The organism is Bifidobacterium sp. W8114 (assembly GCF_016101165.1).
Taxonomy (GTDB): Bacteria; Actinomycetota; Actinomycetes; order Actinomycetales; family Bifidobacteriaceae; genus Bombiscardovia; species Bombiscardovia asteroides.
On sequence record NZ_JACFRA010000002.1, the window covers coordinates 443,263 to 469,792 of the forward strand.

At 62.4% G+C, this 26,530-nt stretch carries 18 protein-coding genes and 1 riboswitch; of the genes, 11 read left to right on the top strand and 7 right to left on the bottom strand.

All coding sequences use genetic code 11. The features are described from left to right. Entirely contained in the window at window positions 1-1,491 is a 1,491-nt protein-coding gene (locus H3T89_RS04600; protein WP_198216346.1) for an amino acid permease, read from the bottom strand. A 301-nt stretch (window positions 1,492-1,792) separates the two neighbouring features. Here H3T89_RS04600 and H3T89_RS04605 point away from each other — a divergent pair, with 301 nt between their 5' ends. After that, a complete protein-coding gene (locus H3T89_RS04605) occupies window positions 1,793-3,256 on the top strand; it encodes an amino acid permease (protein WP_198203144.1) in 1,464 nt (487 codons plus the stop codon). Between the two features lie 15 nt (window positions 3,257-3,271). On the opposite strand, the gene H3T89_RS04610 is transcribed toward H3T89_RS04605, so the two are convergent. Further along, complete coding sequence (locus H3T89_RS04610) at window positions 3,272-4,228, bottom strand: 3-hydroxyacyl-CoA dehydrogenase family protein (protein ID WP_198216347.1); 957 nt, start codon at window positions 4,226-4,228, stop codon at window positions 3,272-3,274. A gap of 173 nt (window positions 4,229-4,401) precedes the next feature. Further along, a riboswitch (Lysine riboswitch) is annotated at window positions 4,402-4,580 on the top strand. A gap of 96 nt (window positions 4,581-4,676) precedes the next feature. On the opposite strand from H3T89_RS04610, the gene H3T89_RS04615 reads away from it, so the two are divergent. Both H3T89_RS04615 and H3T89_RS04620 read left to right on the top strand, forming a co-directional pair. Continuing rightward, window positions 4,677-6,152, top strand: a complete 1,476-nt coding sequence (locus H3T89_RS04615) for an amino acid permease (protein ID WP_198216348.1) — start codon at window positions 4,677-4,679, stop codon at window positions 6,150-6,152. 204 nt (window positions 6,153-6,356) lie between these two features. Beyond that, entirely contained in the window at window positions 6,357-7,862 is a 1,506-nt protein-coding gene (locus H3T89_RS04620) for an amino acid permease (RefSeq protein ID WP_198216349.1), read from the top strand. A 307-nt stretch (window positions 7,863-8,169) separates the two neighbouring features. Here the strand turns inward: H3T89_RS04620 and ilvC are convergent, their stop codons facing one another. From ilvC to fbaA, 5 genes are all read right to left on the bottom strand, one after another. Beyond that, window positions 8,170-9,219: a ketol-acid reductoisomerase gene (gene ilvC, locus H3T89_RS04625; RefSeq protein ID WP_121912809.1), complete on the bottom strand. Its 1,050-nt coding sequence runs from the start codon at window positions 9,217-9,219 to the stop codon at window positions 8,170-8,172. 263 nt (window positions 9,220-9,482) lie between these two features. Further along, the gene (locus H3T89_RS04630) at window positions 9,483-10,739 is read right to left on the bottom strand and encodes an MFS transporter (protein ID WP_232348460.1); all 1,257 of its coding nucleotides are present in this window, start codon (window positions 10,737-10,739) and stop codon (window positions 9,483-9,485) included. A 399-nt stretch (window positions 10,740-11,138) separates the two neighbouring features. Continuing rightward, window positions 11,139-12,107 carry an FAD:protein FMN transferase gene (locus H3T89_RS04635; protein WP_198216350.1) on the bottom strand — a complete coding sequence of 323 codons (969 nt, stop codon included), beginning with the start codon at window positions 12,105-12,107 and terminating at the stop codon, window positions 11,139-11,141. A gap of 9 nt (window positions 12,108-12,116) precedes the next feature. Beyond that, complete coding sequence (locus H3T89_RS04640; protein ID WP_198216371.1) at window positions 12,117-13,418, bottom strand: adenylosuccinate synthase; 1,302 nt, start codon at window positions 13,416-13,418, stop codon at window positions 12,117-12,119. Between the two features lie 194 nt (window positions 13,419-13,612). Then, on the bottom strand, window positions 13,613-14,677 hold the full coding sequence (gene fbaA / locus H3T89_RS04645; RefSeq protein ID WP_198216351.1) for a class II fructose-bisphosphate aldolase: 1,065 nt from the start codon (window positions 14,675-14,677) through the stop codon (window positions 13,613-13,615). Between the two features lie 274 nt (window positions 14,678-14,951). Between fbaA and H3T89_RS04650 the strand changes: the two genes are divergently transcribed. The 8 genes from H3T89_RS04650 (at window position 14,952) to H3T89_RS04685 (ending at window position 26,370) form a co-directional block, all read left to right on the top strand. Further along, window positions 14,952-15,944, top strand: a complete 993-nt coding sequence (locus tag H3T89_RS04650; RefSeq protein WP_198216352.1) for a nucleoside hydrolase — start codon at window positions 14,952-14,954, stop codon at window positions 15,942-15,944. 13 nt (window positions 15,945-15,957) lie between these two features. Beyond that, window positions 15,958-17,361: an MFS transporter gene (locus H3T89_RS04655; protein ID WP_198203136.1), complete on the top strand. Its 1,404-nt coding sequence runs from the start codon at window positions 15,958-15,960 to the stop codon at window positions 17,359-17,361. Window positions 17,362-17,368: 7 nt separating this feature from the next. Further along, the gene (locus H3T89_RS04660; RefSeq protein WP_198203135.1) at window positions 17,369-17,506 is read left to right on the top strand and encodes a hypothetical protein; all 138 of its coding nucleotides are present in this window, start codon (window positions 17,369-17,371) and stop codon (window positions 17,504-17,506) included. Window positions 17,507-18,205: 699 nt separating this feature from the next. Further along, complete coding sequence (gene dcd / locus H3T89_RS04665) at window positions 18,206-18,787, top strand: dCTP deaminase (RefSeq protein ID WP_110425991.1); 582 nt, start codon at window positions 18,206-18,208, stop codon at window positions 18,785-18,787. A 224-nt stretch (window positions 18,788-19,011) separates the two neighbouring features. Then, on the top strand, window positions 19,012-23,070 hold the full coding sequence (locus tag H3T89_RS04670) for a fibronectin type III domain-containing protein (protein WP_198216353.1): 4,059 nt from the start codon (window positions 19,012-19,014) through the stop codon (window positions 23,068-23,070). Continuing rightward, window positions 23,060-24,508 carry an MFS transporter gene (locus H3T89_RS04675; protein WP_198216354.1) on the top strand — a complete coding sequence of 483 codons (1,449 nt, stop codon included), beginning with the start codon at window positions 23,060-23,062 and terminating at the stop codon, window positions 24,506-24,508. Before H3T89_RS04670 ends, H3T89_RS04675 begins: the two co-directional genes overlap by 11 nt. Continuing rightward, entirely contained in the window at window positions 24,499-25,587 is a 1,089-nt protein-coding gene (locus H3T89_RS04680) for a LacI family DNA-binding transcriptional regulator (RefSeq protein WP_198216355.1), read from the top strand. The genes H3T89_RS04675 and H3T89_RS04680 overlap by 10 nt, the downstream gene beginning before the upstream one ends. Before the next feature lie 18 nt (window positions 25,588-25,605). Next, complete coding sequence (locus H3T89_RS04685) at window positions 25,606-26,370, top strand: carboxymuconolactone decarboxylase family protein (protein WP_198216356.1); 765 nt, start codon at window positions 25,606-25,608, stop codon at window positions 26,368-26,370. Window positions 26,371-26,530: the final 160 nt, after the last annotated feature.

A 26,530-nucleotide genomic window follows, 5' to 3' on the forward strand; every position in this document is an offset into this window, starting at 1 on the left:
TCAGTCGACCGACAACGGCTCACCCTTATGCTTCCACAGGCAGATGCCGCCGAATACCAGTAGCCAGACCAATCCCAGTATGGCTGGATACCGGGTGTCGGGAGCCAGGAAGAGCGAGAGGTAGATCAGGACGAAGAAGGCGATGGCAACGGCCCCGGTCACCCGGTAGGCAGGCATGATGAACCCATCGGGCATGAAGTCCTTGCTGGTCCGGTAGCGGCGGTGGGCGAGCAGGGTCAGGATGTAGATGAAGATGATGACCGCGCTGGAGCAGGAGGTGAACAAGACAAAGGTGTTCTCGAAGCCGGGCAGCATATGCAACACCGGAGATAAGAGGATTAGTACTCCGGACAGGATGATGGCTCGGGCGGGCACCTTGCCGCGACGCGAAATCGTATGGAGGCTGCGCATCACAGGAGAGCGGCCGGCGGCGGCCAACTGGAAGAGGTTGCGGCCGGCGGAGTAGAGCAGGGAGTTCAGCGAGGAGCTGGCTGCTGTGATGACCACGAAGAAGACCAATGCGGCCGCCCAGTCCACCCCGGCGTAGCGGAAGACCATGACGAAGGGCGAGGTGAAGCTGCCGTCAGCGTTGGGGCGGAAGGATCGCCAGGGCACGATCAGCATGATGGCGACCAGGGCACCCACGTAGAAAATCAGTACGCGCAGGATGATCTGATTGATGGCCTTGGGCAGAACCTTGCGGGGATTCTGGGTCTCGGAGACGGTCACCCCCACGAATTCGATCATCTCGTAAGCGAAGAAGACCATCTGGAAGCTCATGAAGAAGGCCATCCACCCGTTGGGCGCCAGACTCAGACCGGTGGTGATGTTGTCAAAGCCGGCATGTCCGGCCGGGCTGATCCAATCCTGTCCCGGCATGTGAACCGCCGGATAGTGGAAGCCTGTGATGACCATGACCACAGCCGTGACGATCATGGCCAGAATCAGGGTGATCTTGATCATGGAGAACCAGAACTCTGTCTCCCCGAAAACCCTTACGGCAATCAGGTTGATGCACACCATGGCCGTCAGGAAGCACAGCTCGATCAGACCCCGCCAGGCGCTCAGATCAATGCCAAAGGTGCCGAAGAAAGTGACGAAGTAGGTGCCCACGGCGGTCAGCTCGGACATGCCGATCAGGATGAGCACGATCCAGTAGGACCAGCCGGCGAAGGACCCCCACCCCTGGCCCAGGTAGCGGCTGATGAAGGCGATGAAGGTGTGCTGGACGGGGCTGCGATACATGAGCTCGCCAATGGCCCGCATGAGCAGGTACATGATCAGCCCCACGCCGATGTAGACCAGGATGATGGAGGGACCGGTCAGGGCTATGGACTTGCCCGACCCCAGGAAGAGCCCGGTGCCGATGGTGCCGCCGATGGCGATGAACTGCACATGACGGTTGCTCAGACCGCGTTCCATACCGTCGCCTGCCGAGGCACTGTCACCTTGATTCTGCTGCGCCAAAGGGCCATTGCCCGTACGGTTCATGCGACTGCACCTCCTTGTCTTCACAACCCATTAATCATCGCCGTCCAGGAAGGGACGTCCCGTCGAGGCCGGTAGGTCAGCAATACCACAGAGGTGTCGATAACCGGGAGCAGGCGGCAGGCCCGACGCCCATGGTAGGGCCTGACGGTCACCATTCGGTGAATTGACCGTCTCATATGGCGGACGCCTCTATTCCACAATGCAAAGGCATGCTCATTCCGCTCGGACCGGCTCCTATAGGGTTGGCCCTGTCAGCCGGTCACATTCAGCTGACAACTACCAACTAAGGAACGACATCCCCATGGATCAACCCAAGGAGTCGCAGGGCAAGAACCTGCGCAAAACCCTGAAGAACAGGCACATCCAGCTCATTTCGCTGGGCGGCGCCATCGGGACGGGACTCTTCTACGGGTCCGGGGAATCCATCTCATTGGCAGGGCCGGCCATCATCATCGCCTATCTGATAGGCGGTCTGGCCATCTTCATGATCGTCAGGGCCATGAGCGAAATGAGCGTGGAAGACCCCAAGTCCGGCGCTTTCAGCTACTACGCCACCCGCTACTGGTCCAAGCGGGCAGGGTTCGTTTCGGGGTGGAACTACTGGATGAACTACGTGCTGGTATCCATGGTCGAGCTGTCCGTGGTGGGCACCTTCGTCAACTTCTGGTTCCCGGCAATCCCCGCCTGGGTCTCTGCGGCCTTCTTCCTGGTGGTCATCACGGCAGCCAATCTGATGGGGGTCAGCAAGTTCGGCGAGTTCGAGTTCTGGTTCGCCATCATCAAGATCGCAGCCATCGTCGCCATGATCATCGGCGGCCTGGCCGTCGTGGTCATGGCCCTGCCCACGGCCAACGGATTGCGGGCCTCCTTCGCCAACTGGTTCACTGTGGGCGGCGGGTTCCTGCCCAACGGACTCATGAGGCACGGGGCCAACGGCCAGTGGACCGGCCTGCTCATGTCGCTGGCGGTGGTCATGTTCAGCTTCGGCGGTACCGAGCTCATCGGCATCACCGCCGGGGAGGCCTCCGATCCGCGCCGGACCATCCCCAAGGCCACCAACGCCATCATCTGGAGGATTCTGGTCTTCTACATCCTGACGCTTGGGGTGATCATGGCCGTTGTCCCCTGGAATGCCATCGGCAAGCCCAATGCGCAGGGCATGGTCGTCAGCCCCTTCGTCCAGATCTTCGACTCGGTTGGAGTCCATGCAGCCGCAGGCATCCTCAACTTCGTCTGTCTGACAGCGGTCATGAGCGTTTACAATTCGGCCCTCTACTCCAACTCCCGCATGCTCTTCTCCCTGGCCCGGCAGGGCAACGCCCCCAGGTATCTGGGACGGCTGTCCAAGGGCGGCGTGCCCTACGCAGGAGTGCTGACCTCGGCCTGCATCATCGCCCTGGCCGTGGTCGTGGTCTTCCTCTGGCCGCAGTTCGCCTTCAACTACCTGATGAGTATCGCAACAATCTCGGCCATCATCAATTGGTCCATGATCATGGTGACCGAGATGCTCTTCCGGCGTGCTGTTGCCCGCGGCGAGGGCCCCGGCGACCTGGCAGGCAGGACCGGCGAAAGCGCTCTGAACGCCCTGCACTTCAAGCTGCCCTTTGCCCGGGTGACCCCTTGGGCGGTCCTGGCCTTCCTGGCCATGATCGTGGTGCTCATGTGCTTCTCGCCCAGCTACCGGGTGGCCGTCATCGCCGGGCCCATCTGGCTGATTGTCCTGCTGGTGGCCTATCAGCTGACCCAGGGGCGAGCGCGGCAGTGATATAAGCAGGAGAACTCAGCGGTCTTTCTCCTTTTTGCGGTCCGCGACCAGCGCCTCCAGCAGCCGCTGGTCGCGGTCGGCGATCATGGCTTGGCTCTCGGCCCCCTGCCAGGAATAGAACCCCTGACCGCTCTTGGCGCCTAGCTGCCCTGCTTGAACCTTGGTCTTCAAGATCGGGTCCTCGCCAGGACGGTTGTCCAAATCGTCGTAGAGGTACTTGGAGATATTGTCGAAGACATCCAATCCTCCCAAATCAGCGCTGGCGATGGGTCCAAGGATGCTCCACCGTCGACCCAGGCTGTAGGTGACGATCTCATCGACGGCCTGCGGTGTGGCGATCCCCCGTTCCACGATATTCAGGCACTCCCGAATAACCGCCGCCTGGATGCGGTTGCCCACGAATCCGAGTGATTCTGTAGATAGCGCCACGGCATGCTTGCCGATGCGGTTCATGAGTTCAACCGTGGTATCCACCACGCCCTGGTCGGTGTCCGCAGCAGGCACCACCTCGACCAGGGGCATGAGCTGGGCGGGATTCCAGAAGTGGGCCACCAGGAACCGCTGAGGATGCTGCAGCACCGAGGCGATCTCAGTGGGCCCCAGTCCCGAGGTGTTAGTGGCCAGAATGGTCTGCTCTCCAACTATGGTCTCCACCTGCTGCCAAACCTGGTGCTTGACATCCATGTCTTCCAAGACGGATTCGATGACAAAGTCGGCATCAGCCAGAATGCCGTAATCAGTGTCCTCCTGAATCCGATCCAGCACGCTCTCCCTCTGATCCTGGGAAATCAACCCAGCACCGATGAAGGTATCCAGATCATGCTCGATCAATCCCCTCCCCCGGTCCAGGGCCTGGCGGCTGGAGTCCACCAGCCGGACCGGATACCCCTGCATGGCGAACTGGAGCGCCGTGGCATGCCCCATGGTCCCCGCTCCGATATTGCCGATTACCTTGATGTCGTCGACCTTCATCAGTCGCTGCCTTCTTTCCTAACGAATTCATACTTATCCTAAGACAGTCGACCGGCATGACCAGGACCGCTCAGCATGGCCAGGGACATTGCAGATCTGCCTATCGATCATCGAAGACAAGGGATCCGTTTGGGCCTTGTCTGAGAATCCCTCTATGCTGACCGGTAATTGCAAATCACTGAAGAGGTCGCCGAACCTATCAGTAACCGGGATCAGACAGTACGGTGTCGCGTATTCCCGGCGAAAGGAAGTTCGGCCGAAACGGCACGGATCCGCCCATCCGTCCCGTTGGGCCCGGGTCGAACAGGTCCGGGACTGTCGCAACCCCATGTTGCGGAGCGCTATGTGCAGTGTCACGGACAGGCAATGCGTCTGGATTCCGCCTGAGCGGAACCGACCGGAACCGTCGCCATAGGGCTCTCAGGTCAGTTCGAGGAAAAGAGCAGTCATGGCGACCAGGCAGGGCGGAAAGGCCAGTCCCTCCGCATCCGACGACCGGGTCCAACGCAACCTCAAGACCCGACACGTCACCATGATTGCCCTGGGTGGCTGCATCGGCACCGGCCTGTTCATGACCTCCGGCTCCACCATCTCCAAGGCCGGGCCAGGAGGCGCGTTGGTGGCCTATGCGGCCATGGGCCTCATGGTCTACTTCCTGATGACCAGTCTTGGCGAGCTGGCCACCCACCTGCCCACTTCCGGTTCCTTCGCCGCCTACAATGCCCGCTATGTGGATCCGGCCCTGGGCTTCGCCATGGGCTGGAACTACTGGCTGAACTGGGCCATCACCGTGGCTGTGGACATCTCCACCGCCGCCCTGCTGATCCAGTACTGGCTGCCCCACACCCCAGGATGGATATGGAGCCTGCTGGTCCTGGTGGTCATTTTCCTGATCAACGCCCTGACCGTGTCCACCTTTGGCGAGACCGAGTTCTGGCTCTCCCTGATCAAGGTAGTGACAGTGATCGTCTTCCTGGTCATCGGTCTGGCCATGATCTGCGGCATCATGTTCCAGCCGGCCGTGGGCCTGGGCAACTTCACCTACAAGGATGCGCCTTTCGTGGGCGGATTCCCCGCCATTCTCAACGTCTTTTTGATTGCCGGCTTTTCCTTCCAAGGCACCGAGCTGATCGGCGTCACAGCCGGCGAGTCCGAAAACCCCGGCAAGGCGGTACCCAAGGCCATCAATGATGTCTTCTGGAGGATCCTGCTCTTCTATATCCTGTCCATCTTCGTCATCGCCGCCCTGATCCCCTACACCAGCCCCAATCTGCTCAGCTCCGCGCAAGGAGACATCGCCATGTCGCCCTTTACCCTGGTCTTCCAGCGGGCGGGTCTGGCCTCGGCGGCCAGCGTCATGAACGCCATCATCCTGACCTCGGTCCTCTCGTCCGCCAACTCGGGTGTCTATGCCTCCACCCGAATGCTCTACGCCCTTGCCAAGGACCATTACGCCCCGGCCTTCTTCGGCCACACTACCCGTCACGGCATCCCCATGGCCTCGCTGGTCGCCACTCTCGTGGTCTCCCTGGCCACCTTCGCCGCCAGCATCTTCGGCCAGCGTATCTACATGTGGCTGGTGGCCGCCTCGGGGCTGACAGGATTCATCGTCTGGATCGGCATCGCCCTGAGCCACTACCGCTTCCGCCGCGCCTGGGTGGTCCAGGGCCACCGGGTTGATGAACTGCGCTACCATGCCAAACTCTTCCCCCTGGGGCCCATCCTGGCCCTTGTCCTATGTGTCATCGTCATCGGCGGGCAGAACTTCGAGGCCTTCGTCAACTGGAACTGGCAGGAGATCGGCGTCACCTACATCAGCGTGCCTCTGGTACTCGCGCTCTACCTGGGCTACAAGGTCCGGAACCATACCCGGATTGTGCCTCTGGAGACGATGGATTTGAGCGGAGATCCGGAATCGCTATGACAGGTTTGCCAATTACCATGACACATTGTGACCAAGGGAGTCGAAAGGCCATACCAATGGCATAGACTCCCTAAGCGTTCGAGGACCGGCTCAAGGACCCGGCCATATGAACCTATTCCGGCATCCGGCCGGTGTATCAGGAATCGCAATTTCAGTACGACCCCGGACTCCCCGGTGCGTCGCCCAGCCAAAAGGAGGAGGATCATGACGCAGAACACCAGCAATGCAGCGTCGAACACCAATCAATCCGACCGGGCCGGGCAAGAGCATCATGGCTACGGCAGCGTCAAGCGCAACCTCAAGACCCGCCACATCTCCATGATCGCCCTGGGCGGTTGCATCGGCACCGGCCTGTTCATGACCTCCGGCTCCACCATCTCCACAGCCGGTCCCGGCGGAGGACTTCTGGCCTACATCGCCATGGGCGTCATGGTCTACTTCCTGATGACCAGTCTGGGCGAGCTGGCCACCCACCTTCCGGTGTCGGGATCCTTCGCCGCCTACAGCGCCCGCTACGTGGATCCGGCCCTGGGCTTTGCCATGGGCTGGGACTACTGGTTGAACTGGACCATCTCGGGTGCCGTGGACATCTCCACCGCCGCCCTGCTGATCCAGTACTGGTTGCCCCACACCCCAGGATGGATCTGGAGCCTGCTGGTCCTGGTCATCGTCTTCCTGATCAATGCCCTGACGGTCTCCGCATTCGGCGAGACCGAGTTCTGGCTCTCCCTGATCAAGGTGGCCACCATCATCGTCTTTCTGGTCATCGGCATGGCCATGATCTGCGGAATCATGTTCCAACCTGCAGTCGGCCTGAAGAACTTCACCTACAAGGATGCCCCCTTCGTGGGAGGATTCCCGGCCATCATGAGCGTCTTCCTGATTGCCGGCTACTCCTTCCAGGGCACCGAGGTGGTGGGTGTGACCGCTGGTGAATCCGAAAACCCCGGCAAGGCCGTTCCCAAGGCCATCAACGATGTCTTCTGGCGAATCCTGCTCTTCTATGTGCTGTCCATCTTCGTCATCGCCGCCCTGATCCCCTACACCAGCCCCAACCTCCTGGGAGCCTCTGACGGGAACATCGCCATGTCGCCCTTCACCCTGGTCTTCCAGCGGGCCGGCCTGGCCTCGGCGGCCAGCGTCATGAACGCGGTGGTGCTGACATCCATCCTCTCGGCCGTCAACACCGGGGCCTATGCATCCAGCCGCATGCTCTACGGACTGGCCAAGGACCATTATGCCCCGGCCATCTTCGCCAAGACCACAAAGAGGGGCATCCCCCTGGCGGCGCTGGTGGCCACGGTCTGCATGTCCCTGGCCACCTTCGCCTCCAGCATCTTCGGCCAGTCCTTCTATATGTGGCTGGTGACCGCCACAGGACTGACCGGGTTCATCGCCTGGATCGGCATCGCCCTGAGCCACTTCCGCTTCCGGAGGGCCTTCAAGCTCCAGGGGCACGACCTGAGCGAGCTCAAGTACCACTCCAAGCTCTATCCGTTCGGCCCGATCCTGGCCATGGTGCTCTGCGTCATCGTCATCGCCGGACAGGACATCCCCTCCCTGCTCAGCCTGAACTGGTCGCACATGGCCATGACATACTTCAGCGTGGTACTGGTCCTGGTCCTCTACCTGGGCTTCAAGTTCGTCAACCACACCAAGATCGTGCGTCTCAAGGACATGGACGTGTCCGGCGCCGAATCCACCCGCTGAGGCGGCGGGAACAAAGGACACCTTGTAGAAGGATCACTTCAGAAGGACCACTTCCCCTTATAACCAATGGTGCCCCGCAGATGGTCGTTCCAGCCGCGGGGCACTACCAATATCCTCCGGCATTGAATATTTCGCACATCCATATGACCAATCCGGTCAACGAACAATCTGACCGCGCAACTGCAATATGAATTTCGGGAATAACAAAATGGCCGTTCCCTCATCGGCATTGCATCCGGATGAGGGAACGGCCATTTACTGAATGGTCAGTCGGGCCAGGCAGGCTCCTCCCGACAGAACCCAGAGGTCACTGCACCTGGGAACGGGCGATCTTGCCGGTGAAGGACTGGGCCTCGTCGGCATCCTTGACGTCCTTGTTCCAGGAGAACATGGCGCGCAGCTTGGGGCCGACCTCCTCGATCTTCTCGTGGGAGTACTTCTCCTGGAGCTCCTTGAACTTGGGGGCGCCGGCATCCTGGTCATCGATGAACTCCTTGGCGAAGGAGCCGTCCTGAATGCGCTTCAGCTGGTGACGCATCCTGTCCTTGGTGGACTCGTCCACCACGGTGGAGGTGAAATCACCGTACTGGGCGGTGTCGGAGCAGGACCAGCGGGCCTTGTTCAGGCCGCCCTCGTTCATCAGATCGACCAGCATCTTGAGCTCGTGGCAGACCTCGAAGTAGGCGATCTCAGGCTGGTAGCCGGCCTCGGTCAGCACCTCGAAGCCGGCCTCGACCAGATGGTTGACGCCGCCCATGAGCACATCCTGCTCGCCGAAGAGGTCGGTCTCGGTCTCTTCCTTGAAAGTGGTCTTGATGGCACCGGCCCGCAGGGCACCCAGAGCCTTGGCATAGGCAAGGGTGATGTCCCAGGCGTCGCCGCGCGGATCCTGCTCCACGGCCACGACCACGGGCACGCCACGACCAGCGACATACTCACGACGAACGATATGGCCCGGGCCCTTGGGGGCCACCATGAAGACCGGATGGTCGGCACTGGGCTTGATGTAGCCGTAATGGATGTTGAACCCGTGGGCAAAGGCGACGGCCGCACCCTCCTTGATGTTGGGCTCGATGTCGTCCCGCCAGATGTTGCGCTGGTACTGGTCGGGGGCCAAAATCATGACGATGTCTGCTTCCTTGGTGGCCTCGGGCACGGTCTTGACCTCCAGACCCTGCTCCTTGGCGAAGGGCACCGACTTGGAGTTGGCACGCAGGCCGACCACCACATCCACACCGGAATCACGCAGGTTCAGCGCATGAGCATGTCCCTGGGAACCGTAGCCGATGATGGCCACCTTCTTGCCATCCAGAACCGAAAGGTCCCCATCCTTCTCATACCAGATCTGTGCTGCCATTATCTACACTCCTTTATGTGCGGTCCAACCGGACCGGCTCTTCCAGGCCGGGGAACGCAAAATACTGTGAATTCCTGTCGTTGTTCCAGGCGGACGATGCTCTTTCGACCGGGGCGACGGATTTTGTCCTTGACCCCGATCCGTACCCTGTGGATACGGTATGCCTCCAACCATACTCGTGATATGGCCAGATGGACTGTCCGCAATTCGTTGTTCGGACACCGGCACGATTCGAGGAACCGGCCGGCGGGATGCATCCAGGCTTACTTGGTGAAGTCCACATCCTTGGTTTCGTGGCAGGTCAGCACTGCCACCAGGCAGCAGACCGCCATAACGGCCAGGTAGAGCCCGACCGAGCGCACTCCCCAGTGGGAGGAGAGCCAGGTGGCGATGGTAGGCACGAAGGCCGCGCCCACGATGGCCGCCAAGTTGTAGCCGATGCCGGAACCCGAGTAGCGCACGTTGGCGTCGAAGAGCTCCGGCAGGAAGGCGCCGATGGGCCCGAAGGCGATGCCCATCAGGGCGAACCCGACGCAGAGGAAGACCATGACCTGGAAGGTGTTGTGATGGGCCATGAGCAGGTAGGGGAAGACCAGGCTGAAGACTACCAGCATGACGGAGCTGCCGATCAGCACCCGGCGACGGCCGATGCGGTCCGCATAGACGCAGGCCAGCACGATGAAGAGGGCGAAGACCAGGATGGAGACCATAAGCATGAGCAGGTACTCCTGGTTGGTGAAGCCCAGTCCGCCGCCGCCCTGGGACTTGGGCTTGGTGCCGTAGGCCAGCGACCAGGTAGCCAGGGTATAGAAGAGGGTATAGGTGACCGCGACCAGGAAGGTGGCCTGGAGCACCTGGCGCCAGCTCTTGCGGAAGACCTCCAGCAGCGGGGTCTTGACGACCTTCTGCTGATCCACGGCCATCTGGAAGATGGGGGTCTCCTGCATGGAGACGCGCACAGCCAGCCCCACGACCACCAGAATGGCGGAGAGCAGGAAGGGCACACGCCAGCCCCAGCTCAGCATCTGCTCGGGGGTGCAGAACATCTCCAGCAGGAAGTAGGTCCCGTTGGCCAGGAAGAAACCGATGGGGGCGCCCAGCTCAGGGAAGGAGCCGTAGAGGGCCCTCTTGCCTTCCGGGGCGTTCTCGGTGGCCACCAGAGCCGCGCCGGACCACTCACCGCCCAGGCCTATTCCCTGGACGAACCGGCAGAGGCAGAGGACCACCACGGCCCAGAGTCCCCAGGTGGCGTAGGTGGGCAGGACGCCGATCAGGACCGTGGAGCAGCCCATGGTCAGCAGGGAGACCACCAGCGTGGTCTTGCGTCCCTGGCGGTCACCGAAGTGTCCGAAGATCAAGGATCCCAAGGGCCGCGCGATGAAAGCGATGGCGAAGGTCAGCAGGGATGCCAGCAGGGCCACGGTCGGATCGGTCTTGGGGAAGAAGAGCTTGGGGAAATAGTTGGCCGAAGCCGTCCCGTAAGCGTAGAAATCGTAGAACTCGATGGCCGTGCCGACCATGGAGGCCCCGATGACTGTGCGAACCGAGCTGCGGGTCACACGGGTGCTGCCGGACACGGAGGCTGCCGAGGCCGGGGAAGCAACACTGACGTCGTTTGCCGTCACTTCATCTCATCTCCTTATAGAAAAACCCCGCTGTTGGCAGGGTCTGATGCGATGAAGCCTATGCGTCCAGCCCCGCCTTCCGACGGGGTCGAACAATGAAGATTGTCGAGTCAGTCCGCCGGTGAGGACGGGCTAATAATTCGTGCGGACACGGTGCCGAATCGGCGGGTGTCTGTCAAGCTGGTCATCACGGCGAACCTCCCTTCATCATTCACGAATCGGATGCGTTCTCTGCACATCCGCATTGGTGCCGACCATAGGCCTGACGTCGGCCGGTCCAGCGAGACTGGTCCACTATGTGGACAAATGGTTATTGGAGTCAGTAAAGAACCGGCCAGGAAATTCGTCGGAGACCACGGCCTGTCGGTCGGCATACATCAGGGCGCAGGAGAAGGAAAACTGGGCGGCCAGCGCATCCGGCGGCACCAGGAAGAGGGCGGTGGCCAGACCGTCAGCCAGGCCCGTGGGGTGTTCGTCATCCTTTCCATCAGCCACCACCCAAGAGGCCAGCACATGGTCGACAGGGCGGCCGTCGATGGCATCCAAAATGTGGTGAAGGGCTGTCAGTCCCGCTGCTGCGGCATTCTCGGACCGGTCGGTCCAGTGGCGACGGCTGGGCGCCGAGGCGCACAAGGAGCCATGGGACAGCTCAATCCGGCCCACGCCTGCAGACAGATCGCCGGGATCCTCCATGGCGATGGAGACCGGGCGGGAGGTCCGCATACGCATGTCGCCGCCGGCATCGATCAGATACTCTTCGACCCAAGGTTCGAGCAGGTCGGCAATCAGATCCACCAGATAGCCCTTGCCAACCGCCCCGAAGTCAAGGCTGACCGGACCGGCGGTCATAAGGACGGCACCCTGACGGCTGAGGTCACCACCCCAGGTCGGTCGCCCATGGATCCGTCCCAAATGACCGGCGGCATCGGCCTGCAACCGGAAGGTCGGCTGCCTGCCGTAGCCCAGACGGGTCAAGTCCTCGCCCACCATGGGGTCCAAGGCCCCGTCGGTGGCGGAATACAGCCTGTCATATAAGTCAAAGAGCCCCTGGCAGTAGTCAGGAAAGACAAACCTGCCCCCATGAGTAGCCTGGGCCATTTGCGCAGGTATGGCATCCTGCCTGAACCGTGACAGGGCACGCTCGTAACCCTCAATCAGATCGATGATGGCGCCGTGCAGCCGTTCTCCCAGAGGCCTGTCCGTGGAGATGATGATTCCCGTACCGACCGCCCCAGGGAAGGCGGTCAGGCAGGGCAGAGCCATGGATCTTCCTTAGTCGATCAGCGAGTGGATCTGCACGATCTGGTCGCGGCCCGGACCCGAGCCCACGGCCGAGATGCGGCAGCCGGACAGATCCTCCAGACGGTGGATGTAGTCCTTGGCCTTGGTCGGGAACTCTTCGAAGCTCTTGGCGCCGGAGATATCCTCGCGCCAGCCCGGCAGCTCCTCGTATACCGGCTGGGCGGATTGGAACTCGGCCTGGTCCACGGGCATCTGATCCACCCTGGCCCGGGAGCCGTCGGACCGGGTGATGTCGTAGCCCACGCAGACCGGGATGGTCTCCAGACCAGAGAGGACATCCAGCTTGGTCAGCACGATGTCGGTCAGGCCGTTGATCTGTACTGCATAGCGGCTGACCAGCGCGTCGAACCAGCCGCAGCGACGGGAGCGGCCGGTGGTCACCCCGTACTCGTGGCCCTGACGGCGCAGCCATTCGCCCTGATCGTTGTCCAGCTCCGTGGGGAAGGGCCCCTCCCCAACGCGGGTCACATAGGCCTTGGCCACGCCGACCACCCGGTCGATCTTGGTCGGGCCCACCCCAGTACCGGTGCAGGCACCCCCGGCCGTGCAGTTGGATGATGTGACGAAGGGGTAGGTGCCGTGATCCACGTCCAGCATGGTGGCCTGTCCCCCCTCGAAGAGGACGTTCTTGCCCTGCTCCAAAGCCTGGTTGAGCATCAGCGAGGTGTTGGCCACGTATGGCTTGAGTCGTTCAGCGTATCCCGCCAGCTCTTCAACGGTGGCCTCCACCTCGATGGACCGGCGGTTGTAGAGCTTGACCAGCATCTGGTTCTTCTGGTGGAGGCTGGCCTCCACCTTGTCGCGCAGGTGGTCGACGTTGAACAGATCGTGTACACGAATGCCTACACGGTTGATCTTGTCGGCGTAGGCCGGGCCGATTCCACGGCCGGTCGTGCCAATCTTGTGCTTGCCCAGGAAGCGCTCGGTCACCTTGTCCAGCGTCCGATGATAGGGGGCGATGATGTGCGCGGACTCGCTGATTCTCAACCGGCTGCAATCCACACCGCGTGATTGGAGCACATCGATCTCCTCGAAGAGGGCGGCCGGGTCGACCACGACGCCGTTGCCGATGACCGGGGTGATGGTCGGGTGAATGATTCCCGAGGGCAGAAGGTGGAGGGCATACTCCTGGTCGCCCACGACCACGGTATGGCCGGCATTGTTGCCCCCGTTGAACCTGGCGACGTAGTCCATGTGCTCGCCGATCAGATCCGTTGCCTTGCCCTTGCCCTCGTCGCCCCACTGGGCTCCGACAATCACGATTCCCGGCATACGATGCTCCTTATCCACTGGTCGCCATTCAAGGAAAACAAAGGCAGACCATCCATAGACGAGCCTAACCCCATGTATGGAGCGGAAGACCGACCGACCCAGGAACCAACCCTGGCATCAAAAGGCCGAATAGGCTCAGCAGCCGATCATGACTGTCCCGCCCACAGGACCATGTTCGAACTGGAAATCAGCGATCATCTCATGGCCCGCCCTGCGCTGCCCAGCTGATGGCAGGCCTGGACTACTCGGGCAGCCATCCCGTCCTCGGCCTGGCGTCCCCAGGAACGGGGGTCGTACTCGCTCTTGTCACCGACCTCCCCATCCACCTTGAGGACCTTGTCGTAATTGGCGAACATGTGCCCTGCCACGGCCCTGGTGAAGGCGTACTGGGTGTCGGTATCCACGTTCATCTTGACCACGCCATGAGCAACTGCCGAGGCAATCTCCTCCGGCTGTGAGCCGGAGCCCCCGTGGAAGACCAAGAGGAAGGGCTTATCGGCAGGGGCGCCCGGGGAAGGGATGCCGCCAATCTCCCCATCGGATATGGCTCGGGCGGTCCTGGCCTGGATCCGCCCCAGCAGGTCGGGCCGTAGCTTGACCACACCTGGCTTATATGACCCATGCACATTGCCGAAGGTGAAAGCCACCATGTAGCGGCCGCGCTCGCCCAGACCCAGGGCATCAACCACCCTGGGGCCGTCCTCGGGCGAGGAATAGAGCCGCTGGTCGATGGCAGCCGAGTGACCGTCCTCCTCGCCGCCGACTGTGCCCACCTCAATCTCCAGGATGGTGTGGGCGGCACGGGACAGCTCCAGCAGCTCCGCCGCCGTGGCCAGGTTTTTCCCCAGAGGCAGGCCGGAACCGTCCCACATGTGCGACTGGAAAAGCGGCTCCTGACCGTGAGCCACCTGGTCCCTCTCATAGGCCAGCAGGGGACGAACCCACTCGCCCAGGTATTGCGGGGCACAGTGGTCCGTATGCAGGGCCACGGTGATGCTTGGGTAACGGGCGATCACCTCGTGGGCGAACTTGGCGAAGGCGATGGAGCCAGCCACCCGGTCGGCCAGGCGCTGTCCGGACAGGTAGGCGGCACCTCCCACGGAGACCTGGATGATTCCGTCGGACTGGGCCTCGTCCAGCCCCTGCAGGGCCGCGTTCAGGGTCTGGGTGCTGGTCACATTGATGGCGGGGTAGGCATAGGACCTCCGTCTGGCTGCATCAAGCATCGCCACATACTGTTCAGGGGTCGCTAAAGTCATACCCCTCATTATCGTCGAGTGCGAGGAAAAGCGGCCGTCAACCTGCGAATGCATGATCACCGATAGATTTGCAGGTCTCTGCCCTGATGGCGAACACCCCCCAACGCGCTTTGACAAGCCTCCAAGCCGCAGGTAGTTTAGCTCCGTACAGTTTGATGAAACGTTACATCAAACAGGTTGTTTGTTTCACGGCAGTAACGAATCAGCCTAGGGAAGGCACGACATAGGTAAGCAGAGGGTTGGGGCTGCCCATCCTTCTGGGAAGGAGACCAACGTGTCAGCAAGCAAGGAAACCGTCCCCAAGATCATCCTGGATCTGGACACTGGCATCGACGACACGCTGGCTCTGTCCTACGTCCTGGGCTCCCCGGATGCCGAACTGATCGGAATCACCGGCACCTACGGCAACGTGGTGCTCGACCAAGGCGTCGACAACGATCTGCGGCTGCTGGCCATGTATGGCAGGGAGGACATCCCGGTCTTCAAGGGGATCGACCACCCCAGCACGGCCGACTCCTTCAGCGTTCCGCCGGACTCCGAGATCTTCCACGGGGCCAACGGCACCGGCAACGTCGAAATCCCTGCACAGACCGACCGGCAGGCCAGCCAGCAGAGCTCGGTGGACTTCATCATCGACGCTGTCCGCCGTTACCCCAAGGGCGAGCTGGTCGTGGTGCCCACCGGCGCCCTGACCACCATCGCCGCCGCCCTGGAAAAGGCCCCCGACATCGTCGACCGCATCAGCATCGTCATGATGGGCGGCACACTGACCCAGCCGGGCAACGTGGGACCCTTCGCGGAGGCCAACATCAACCAGGATCCCGAGGCCGCCAATCGGGTCTTCGCCACCACGGCGGACATCACCATGGTTGGTCTGGACGTGACCACCCAGGCTCTGATGAGCCGCGAGGACACCGAGGCCCTGCGCGCAACAGGCACCAGCGCCGGCCGCTTCCTGGCAGACATGACCGACTACTACATCGACATCAGCGAAAAGGAGAGCGGGGTCTACCTGGGCGGCTGCAACCTGCACGACCCCCTGGCCGCCGCCGTGGCCATCGACCCCAGCCTGGTCACCACCTTCGCCACCAACCTGATGGTCGAGACCGAGGGACCACAGCGGGCCCGTACCATCGGCGACCCCAGCAGGCTCCTGGACACGGTCAAGAACACCAAGGTGGCCCTGTCGGTCGACACCGAGCGGTTCACCCGGCGCTTCATGGACAGGCTCCTGACCCTGGTGCGCAAGACCGAGAGCGAACGATAAAAGGACGGCAGTCATGAGCGAATCCATCACCACAACGGCTACCGAAACGACCGTGGACGAAAACCGCCGCAGCACCAAGCGGGCCCTGCCGGCCCTGCTGACCATCTTCCTGCTGGGCACACTGATGATCCAGGCCTTCAACCTGGTCTTCCAGAACGTGGGCGACTCCCTGGGGATGTCCGCCAACGCCTCGCTGATCAGCACCCTGCCCGGCATTGTCCTGGGCGTGGTCTGCATGCTCTACGGCACCCTCTGCGACTACATCTCCCCCCGGAAGATGACCCTGTTCGGCGTGGGCGCCCTGATCATCGGCAGCCTCCTGGGCTTCTTCGGCGCATCGAACTTCTGGGCCGTGGTCCTGGCCCGCATGATCCAGACCGCGGGCGGTCAGGTGGCCGGCTCGGTCTTCCTGGTCATGGCCATGAAGTACCTGAGCGACAAGGAGCGTGCCTTCTATCTGGGCATCTTCAACGCCGTCTACTACGCCTCCTCCGCCGTGGGCATCTTCGCCGGCGGACTGATCACCTCCATCGACTGGCGCTACCTCTTCCTGGTGCCCCTGGTCTCCATCCTGCTGATCCCCCCGGTGCTCAAGTACACACCTGACACCGGCATCAAGGGCGAGCGCATCGATGTCTTCGGCATCGCCCTGTTCGCGCTGATCGCCGGATTCGTAGCCGTCTACTTCTCCTTCCCGGCCACCTGGATGCTGGGGGTGCTGGCCGTCCTGATCCTGATCTTCGCCGCCTATGTCTGGAAGGGCGCCAACCCCTTCCTGAGCCGCGGGTTCGTGACCAACGGCGCCTACATGGCTGTCCTGCTGGCCCTCTTCGTCTTCTACTTCTTCAACTTCGCCTGCGTGCCCATCTACAACGTGATCGGCGACCGCATCTACGGGATCTCCCTGAGCCAGGTCTCCCTCTGCCTGACCATCGTCTACATCGTGGCCACCCTGGTGGGCTGCCTGTCCGGAGTCATCATGAACGCCATGGGACGCCTGCCCATGCTGATCCTGTCCGCCCTGCTTATGCTCGCCGGAGCTGCCGGTTCGGCCCTGATGCTCACCTCGGGCTTCTGGGTCCTGACCGCGCTGGCCTCGGTCTTCATTGCTGGCATCACCATGTCCTACACGCCCCTCTACGACTCCTTCTCGGCCACCCTGCCAGTGGACCAGAACGGACGCGGCATCGGCATCGGGGATTTGATGATGAACACCTCGGCATCCATCGGCATGGCTGTCTACAGCGGACTCATGGCCAATCCCCAATTCGGGTCACATGCCCTGGCAGGTGTCAAGACCGGCGTCCAGGCCCAGGTAGCCAACATGTTCTGGGTCATGGCACTGGCCGCCCTACTGGCCCTGATCATCGTGGCCATCTTCCACAAGGCCATGTCAGCCAAGGCTCCCCAGGAGTAAGGCTGATGTGACCCACACACTTGGTCGGATAGCCGCACTGCTTGGTCCACTCTTCCTGGCCTCGGGAATGAGTCGGGCCCAGCACCGGCACCCGGCCGCTCGAACCGGGGAGGGAGCGGAGTTCGGACTGCTTTCGGCAATGTGATAGTCCCCCTCTTCCCTCAGCCGCCGAAGGCAAGAAGATCGCCGCCCCTCCCCCCGGTGGAGAACCCCCGTCATAGCCATAACTGACGGGGGTTCTTCCATATCTTCGACCGCTACCTTTAATCCTGTGCCCAGGGTGCGGACCGCGCATCGGAGCACAACTTATATAGATGCCAGAAGGCGGCTGTGCGGAACTTTCAATCCCATCTTGGAGATCTGCCAGTCTCGAGTCTCGAATACAGGGGGGGGGGGGCGGAAGCTCAAGGAACAAAGGCCCGGCCCGGACAAACACTGGACGACTCATGGATTTGCCAACGCTCATGGATTTGCCAACGCCCGACCGTACTGTAATAGTCCTTAACGAACTCAATCGAGCCATTGTCTACTTGGTTTCACGTGAAACGTCGGCGCACCGATACTCCCCCAAAATGAAGAGAACCCGGCGGTGCGTGAACACCGCCGGGCGAGAGAGAAGAAAGGGAAATCAGTTGTCGGACGGAGGTCAACCGCCCGTTCGGTTTTTGAGCCGATGTTTATAGTAAAGAACAGCTACCTTATGGTGACGATAGTGTTATCTGAAAATTCTCTGTGAATCCAGCCGGATCAGAAGGCGGGCATAGGGCCGGTTAGACTGGATTTCGGATGGTTTCCCGCCCGACGAGAGACCCTCGATTAACGAACCTAAAGGAGATACCTCGGCATGTTGCTCAGCGACCATGACATCCTGGATGCCCATCAGGCAGGACACCTGAATCTGGACCCGTGGACACCGGCCATGGTCCAACCCTCCAGCGTGGATGTACGCCTGGACCGCTACTTCCGGGTCTTCAACAATCACCAGTACACCTACGTAGATCCGGCGGAGGACCAGGGTGCACTGACCGAGCAGTTCGAGGTGCCCAAAGACGAACCCTGGATCCTGCACCCCGGCGAGTTCGTTCTGGGATCCACCTGGGAGTATGTCAAGCTGGACTCCACCCTGGCCGCCCGGCTGGAGGGCAAGAGCTCCCTGGGCCGTCTGGGCATTCTGACCCACTCCACCGCCGGATTCGTCGATCCCGGCTTTGAGGGGCACATCACCCTGGAGCTGTCCAACGTGAGCACCCTGCCGGTCAAGCTCTGGCCAGGCATGAAGATCGGCCAGATGTGCTTCTTCCAACTCTCCTCGCCCGCCCGGTACCCCTATGGGTCCAAGCACAACGGCTCCCACTACCAGGGCCAGCGTGGGCCGACCCCTTCGCGCTCCTACGTCAACTTCTACAAGGCCGACGTCTCGGACTGATCAGTCCCGTGTCGGGCCGATGAGGCCTGGCGCTGGCATGCCAGTGTCTGCTTGTTCGCCGACCATCCCGGAATGCCCATCCCTGAAGCAGGCCTTGGCCACCTCCGCCGCCCGGATCCGGATTGGCAATAAATGGCAACGCCTCAATACGATGTAACCTGCCTGTTGACCGGCCATGACGGGCGGTCGGGAACCGGCAGCAGCAGGCAGCGAGGCGAGGCGGCATGAAACTCAATCTCAACGGCATCTGGGACTTCCACCCCGACGACGGAGACCGGGGATACCCCGTCATGGTGCCCACCTGGTGGGACAGCCTGCCGGAGACCACCGGCTATCCGGACTCCTGGAGCCGGGACCTGCACCATGGCGTCTACCTCAGGGAATTCTTCCTGGGTGCCCTCGACCCGAACGAGGACGTGATCCTGCACCTGGACGCCCTGGCCACCCTGGGCAGGGTGTCGATCAACGCAATCCAGGTGGGGCCGCCATCCACCGGCGGCTATCTGATGACGCTGCTGCCCTACGACCTGGACGTCACCAGGGCGGTTCATGCCGGACGCAACCGGATGAGGATCGAGATCTGGGGCGTCAAATCCCTTCCCGCCGATGCCCTGGCTCCTGCTGAGGGCCCCGGCCGGCTGCTCTTCCCCTTCGGCACCGAGAACATCGTCGGACGGCTGGGGCTGGGCGGCGACGTCTGGCTCGGCAGCAGGCCCAGGGTCCGCATCGAGGACATGCAGATCATCCCCGATCTGGGCGGCGACGCCGACCCCTCCAACGACCGGCTGGAGCTCAACGCGACCCTGACCAACACCAGCAAACACCCATGCAATCTGCGATTCAAGGCCGAGGTCCGTCCCTGGAAGCCTTCGATGCCCAAGGGCCGGGCCGTGCTGGCCTTCAACCCGGTGTCCTGCTCACTGAATCCCCGCTCCTCCAAGGTCGTCCGTCTGCAGATCGCCTGGCCGGACGCCCACTACTGGTCCCGGACCGATCCCTTCCTGTATGTCATGCATGCTGTTCTCGAGATCGGTGGCCATGTGATCGACCGCTCCCAGGAGCGATTCGGCTTCCGGCAATTCCAGCGCCAAGGAGACCGGTACCTGCTCAATGGCATCCCCATCCGGCTGCGCGGCGACTCCCTCTGCCTGCTCAACCAGGGCAGCCGCGACCTGATCAACGAGGCCGGCGATGCCTATGGGCTGATCCTTGACGACAACCAATCCGGTCAGGACATGACCAAGGCCTGGGTGGACGCCTATCGACATGCCAACTTCAATATTCTGCGCAACCACATCCGCTCAGTCCCCTCTCAAGCCCTGGCCGACCGCGCCGACGAGACCGGTATGCTCCTTGAGGAGGAGACGGCCTTCTGGAATCCAGGCTCTCCAGCCAATGTGCAACTGGATCCGCCCCTCCACATGAGCTACGGCCCTGAAGCCATTGGCCACTATGTCGAGTGGACGCGGCGATGGGTGCGGGCCTATCGGAACCACCCCAGCATCGTCCTCTGGTCCACCACCAACGAGGCATGGAACCCCAAGGACGGCGACCTGCTCATCCCAGCCCTGCAGGCGGCCGTGCATGAACAGGACGGCACCCGGCCAGTGGTCAATGACGGCTTTAATGCCCCCATTACCGACGAGGATTCCCGCCACTATTACGGGGGGTATCCCTCTGGCATGACCTCGGCTCCAGACATCTATGCCCTCTACGACATCAAATCGCCCCTACCCCTGGCCGCCGGCGAGGAATTCTCGGTCTCCACCGCAGGCATCCCCCGCTACGATGGGCAGGGACGGATTGCCGACATTTATCACGGCCGGCTCAACGGAGATCCGGACACCATCTCCCGGGCGGACTTCGGCCGGGAGGTCGGACGGGTGACCAGGGGCATACGGACCACGCGAGTAGTCGATTGGAAGCCCTTCTGTATTTCCGCTTTCATCTACGACAACGTCGAGGCCTGCCTGGAACCGGACCGGCGCAGAATCCGCAGGGGGCTCAACCCTAAAAGGCTGCTGCGCCCCCAGTTCGATCCCTGGCGGGATGAGGATGACCCCTGGCAGGAGGGGCCGGCCTTTGGATATATAGCTGCCTCTTTCGCAGATGTCTCCGCCTACGACAAGGAATTCGACCGTGAACCACGCCTGGGTCAGCCCCACAGGATCTACCCGCGCGGAACGACCAGCCGACGCACCATCATTGTCCACAATGACGAGGAACGTCGGGGAACCGACCTTGAGTTGGTCTGGCAAGTGGCCTGGCAGAATGGCCCAGGGGGCAGACGGGTGGTTGTCGACCGAGGCCGCCGACGGGTGCAGGTCCCACATGCATCCTGGCGGACCGTACCCGTGACCATCACCGTGCCCAGGGATCAGGCCAGCCAGGGGTCCCGACTCCTTCTGGTCCTGTGTGTGCGCAAGCAGGGTAGACAGGTCTTCCGGGAGGAGAACTTCCTGGGGTGGATCGACCATGCCGCTCCGCCACGGCTGGGGACCGCACACCCCCGCATCGACCTGGGCCGAGTGGAATGGGCATCACGGGAGGTCAAACACTGCATCCATCTGCGCCAGGAGGGAGGCGCAATGAGCGAGCACTGGAGCGCCCAGGTCCTGGAGGATGCCGAGGGCGCCTTCAGCTTGGAAAGGATGAAGGGGAACCTGCGTCACGAGCAGGATATCTACTACACTGTCGATCCCTCCGGCCTGGAACCTGGGCACCTCTACCGGGCCCGCGTGCGCTTCCAAGGGGCGTTGCAGGAGACGGCCACGGTAACGGTCACCTTCACCGCTGGACGCCGGCCTCCCCGACAGGCCCGGGCCAATCTTGCCGCTGGTGCCCGGGTTCAGGTCTCATCCCAGTCTGATCTGCCAGGATGGACAAGGGCCGCCCTGGTCGACGGTCGTCTCGGAGCCGCCTACAACCGATTCGGATGGTCCAGCTTCGTCAGCAACCGGAATCGCCCGGAGTGGATTCTCCTGGAGATGCGGAAGGCGGCCACCCTGTCCCAGGTGGTTCTGGCACCTCGGGGCCGCAATCCATCCGGAGGCGCGGACCAGTCCAGCCAGTGGTCAGGCACCGATTCCTTCGGCGTGGTGGAGTACGCAACCAGCAACAGATTGACTGACCCCAACCAGGGTCAGGGTTTTCCGCTGGACTTCTCCATCAGCCTTTCATCGGACGGCCGCAGCTGGACTCGGGTCTGCAGCCGCCACAACTATCCGCTGCCGGTGGACGGTCGGCCGCAGGCCTTCGATTTTGCTCCAATGAGCAATATCAGGTTCATCAGAATCGAGGCAACGCGGCTGCGCGCCAATCCTTATCAAGGAGGACGGTACGCCATGCAGCTGAGCCAGATCATGGCCTTCGCCCGCCATCGTCTGCCAGCCATACCTGCAGCCCCCAAGAGCATTGACGCCCAGCCTCACGGACACTGTCTGCGGCTGACTTGGCGGCACGGACCAATCCGACACCAGGCCGACGCGCCGAGCACCACCCAGGTCCTTCTGCGCGACCGAAACGGCAGATCCATGACCTTCTACCTGGACCGGTCCCAAGGACGGGCCGACCTGGACGGAATCCCCTTCGGCTCCTGGCGGATGATCCTGCAGGAGTGCAACTCCACGGGCATCGGCGAACCTGCAGACCTGCTTGAACTGCACATGGGCCCTCCCAAAGCCGGAAGGACTGACCCGGCGCTGCCCTGCCCCGGCGACCCTCAGGCCAGCATCGATCTGGCAGACATGACCGTCCGTCTGACTGTTGACCAGGTCCCTCAGGGGTTTTCAGGATACGAACTGACCTTGAAACCAACCGACGATCATGAGCCCGAGCCGACCGTCTGGCTGCCCGCCGGCAGGCAGACCCACAGTTTCCGACAGGTTCCTCCAGGCATCTATCGCGTCATGGCAGCCTTCACCACCGAGGATGGTCGAGTCTCGTCCCCCTCTCCCCCAGGCGATTCCTTGATTCTGGGACATGCGCCCGGGCGTCCAGGCAAGCCCAGGCTGACCTCTTCCGGTAAAACCATGCAGGCCTCCTGGTCGGCCCCGAGCGACGGAGGCATCCCTCTACAGGCCTATCAGGTCACCCTACGCGAAATGGCCCGTGGGCAGAGTACAGGACTGCGTTTGGCTGCCAAGCAGACCACCCTGACCCTCAGTGACCTGGAGCCCGGCAAGTATACAGTCAGCGTCAGCGCCATCAACGCGGCAGGACCCGGACCGGAATCCCCCGCCTCCCTTCCCTGCCTCATCGCCGAGGACGACCATGAACGCTGAGTCCTTGCCCAGGTCCGCCATTCTGGGCTACGGCCTAGGCGATGCCGCCAACAACATCGGCTGGCAGATGACCAACCTCTTTCTGACCACCTATTACCTCTACTTGGGCATGGACCCCATGCTGGTGGCCGACATCTTCCTGGGAGCCCACCTCTTCCAGGCCCTGGTCTACCTGGTCGCCGGAAGAATCACCGACGGCCGCGCCAAGGACAAGGAGGGCGGTCTGCGGCGACTGGTGGTCGTCTTCGGCCTGCCGATGATGATCTCAGTCACCCTGATGTACACCATCCCGGCGGGCGCGCCCATGCCGGTACGCATCGGCTGGGCCATCGCCACCTACCTGCTTTATCAGCTCCTTGGAGCCTTGGGCGGCGTGCCCTACGGGGCCCTGCTGGGAGCCATGACCCGGGACTCCGATGACCGTCAGCGCCTGGCGGCTTCCCGCACCTTCGGCGGAGCGGCGGCAGGGGTCGTCCTGACCTTTACCCTGGCTCCGCGGGTCAACGACATGGACCCCTCCCGACTCTTTCTTCCGGTGGTCGCCGCCTGCTGTCTGCTGGGCTCCCTGGGTTATCTGATCATGGCCCGGACCACCAGGGAGCGCTACCTGCCTCCGGCAGCCCCTCCTTCCTCCCTGAAAGAGGATCTGCGACTCCTGGCCGACAATCGTCCTCTATTGGTAGTCTGTCTGGCCACCCTGTTCATGACCAACCCGGTGGCCTCGTTGGCCCCGATCGTCGCCAAGGAGGTCCTGACCGTCGGCAACCCTGGGCTGACCGGACGAGTCACCTTCGCCCTGACCCTGGTGGGCGTCCTTGCCGGGGTGGTCGTAGCCCCCTGCTCGCCCTGGCTGGTGCAGCGTCTGGGTAAGCGGGGCACCTGGACCTTGGGCGGGCTGATGGTCATCGGATCCTCGCTGGCCTTCATCCTGGTCCGATCCGCCTGGCCTGCCGTTGCCTGCATAGCCTTGAACGGCATCGGTGTGCAGGTCATCACCCCTTGCATCTGGTCCATGCAGGCGGATTCGGTCCAGTACGAGCAGTGGCGGACCGGCAATGGAAACACCGCAGGAGCCTCCATGGCCGCCCTCAGCATCACCCGCCAGGTCGGAGCGGCCATCAATGGATGGGCGGGGCCGGCCATCCTGTCTTTCCTCGGTTACAGGCCTGGTATGAATGTTGCCCAGGATCCAGCCCTGGGCGCCAATATGCGACTGGCTGTGGGCCTGGTACCTGCCGTCATGTTCACCATCTCTGTCCTGCTCATCCGCTGCTATCCGCTGACCGAGGAGGTCTTCGGACGCATCAGCGCCGACCTGCAGGCAGACCGTATACAATGCCAGTGCAGCCATATCAGGCAAGGAACGGAGCATCAGGCTTGTCCAGGAGATCCCCGGAGCCCACACAGGGGCGGGAAGGGCACCGACGCATGCGCATGATCGACGTGGCCGCAAGGGCCGGAGTGTCCCCGTCCACGGTCTCCCGCGCACTCAACAATCCCGGTCGACTGAACTCGCAGACTGCCGCCCGGATCCGCTCCCTGGCCCAATCCATGGGCTACCCCCTGCCTGTCAATCCCCCCAGCGGGGATGCGACCGGGCCGGTCCTGATAACCTTTCTGGTCCAGGATGCCTCCAACGGCATCTCCTCCCAGATTCTTGCCGGCGCTCAAGAGGCTTTGCCTGAGCAAGGTGCGGTCGGCATCATCGAGGCCGGAGCCGAGCTGGGGCGGACGGAAGATCTGCTGGAAAGCCTGGTCGACCATACCCGTGGGATCATTCTGGCCACTGATCAGGTCCGAGCGCCTACGGCCCGGCGCCTGGCACGACGCCTGCCTCTTGTGGTAATCAACCGCCCCATGGAGGGCCTTCCCTCCATCCTGCCCGATGCCTCCACCGGTCTGGCCCAAGCCCTGGAACTGCTACGGCGGCAGGGACGACGGTCCGTAGTCTACATAGCCAGCCGGGTGGGAGCCTGGTCCGACCGATCCCGCTGGGAGAGCATACAATCACTCAGCCGGGCCATGGGGTTGGAATGCCGGCGAATGGGGCCAGTGGATCCTACTGTCCAAGGCGGCCGGCAGGCTGCCGCCGCTCTGGAGCAGGAACCTCCCGACGCTGTGGTCGCTTACAATGATCTGATCGCCGCCGGAGTCATTCTGGGACTGCAATCCAAAGGAGTCACCGTGCCCGACAGGGTCGGCGTCATCGGATTTGACAACACCATGGTCGCCCCTGTCGTCAAGCCGGCCGTTGCTACGATTCGTATCCCCCGCCGAGCCATAGGACATGCCGCAGCGGATATTCTGCTGGGTCGGAAGCCCGAGACCGGGCAGTCCCGCCAACAGTCCGCCCTGATCGCACGGTTGCGCAAAGCCGGCATCCCGCCTGTCACCGAGGATCCCGGAGCCCTCGCCCTGCCTACCTCGCTGATCATCCGGGACAGCCTGGGCTTCCTTGACTTCGAGCGCACTCGAAGGGGTATAGCTGAATCTGCCGGAATGACACGGCCAAGATGATGGCAAGGAGATCAACCCATGGCAATCAAACAGACGGCGGGCCACGACCAGCTCGGTCGGTTCGCACCACAATTCGCCCACCTCAACGATGATGTGCTCTTCGGCCAGGTCTGGTCCCGCGAGGATGAGCTTTCTGCCAGGGACCGCAGCATGATCACCTGCGCAGGTCTGATGAGCATGGGGCTCTTCCCCCAGCTAAAGAGCCATATGACCATGGCCAAGAACAATGGCGTTACCCGCACTGAAATGGTGGCGCTGATCACCCACCTGGCCTTCTATGCAGGCTGGCCCAAGGCATGGTCGGCTTTCGGCCTGGCCAAGGAGGTCTACGGTGAGGGCGACAGTGACGCCAAGAGCCAGGACACCACCGCAACTGCAACCGGAACCGGGCCGGATTCAGGGCCTTACCCCTTGGGGGATTCGGCAGACGGACCCAACTTCACCGGGCATGTCTGGTTGCATCGGCTGACTGATCCGGACGCGGAATGCTCAGCCAGCAATGTGACCTTCGCACCCGGGTGCGTCAACCGTTGGCACACCCACCCGCATGGCCAGCTCCTGATTGTCACCGCCGGGCAGGGGTGGGAGCAGGAGGAGGGCCATCAGCCCCGCAGGCTGGAACCCGGTGATGTGGTCTTCTGCCCGGCGGGCATCAGACACTGGCATGGCGCCTCAGGCCGGTCGTCCATGGCCCACATCGCCGTCACACCTGCATTGAAGGGACAGTCCCCGGTCGAGTGGATGGAGTTCCCAGATCCTGACCAGGTAGCCACTCTGGGATGACTCGCAGGAACAATCCGCGCGGCCTGATCTATAACGGTACGGCGTGCCTTCACCCGGCAGATATTGAGACCGACAGATGTTTTGCTGGTTCTTGCCTGCTTTTACACTGGAGGCATGGCTGACAAGAAGGGCCCGACCAAGGGTTCGGGCGGCAAGCACC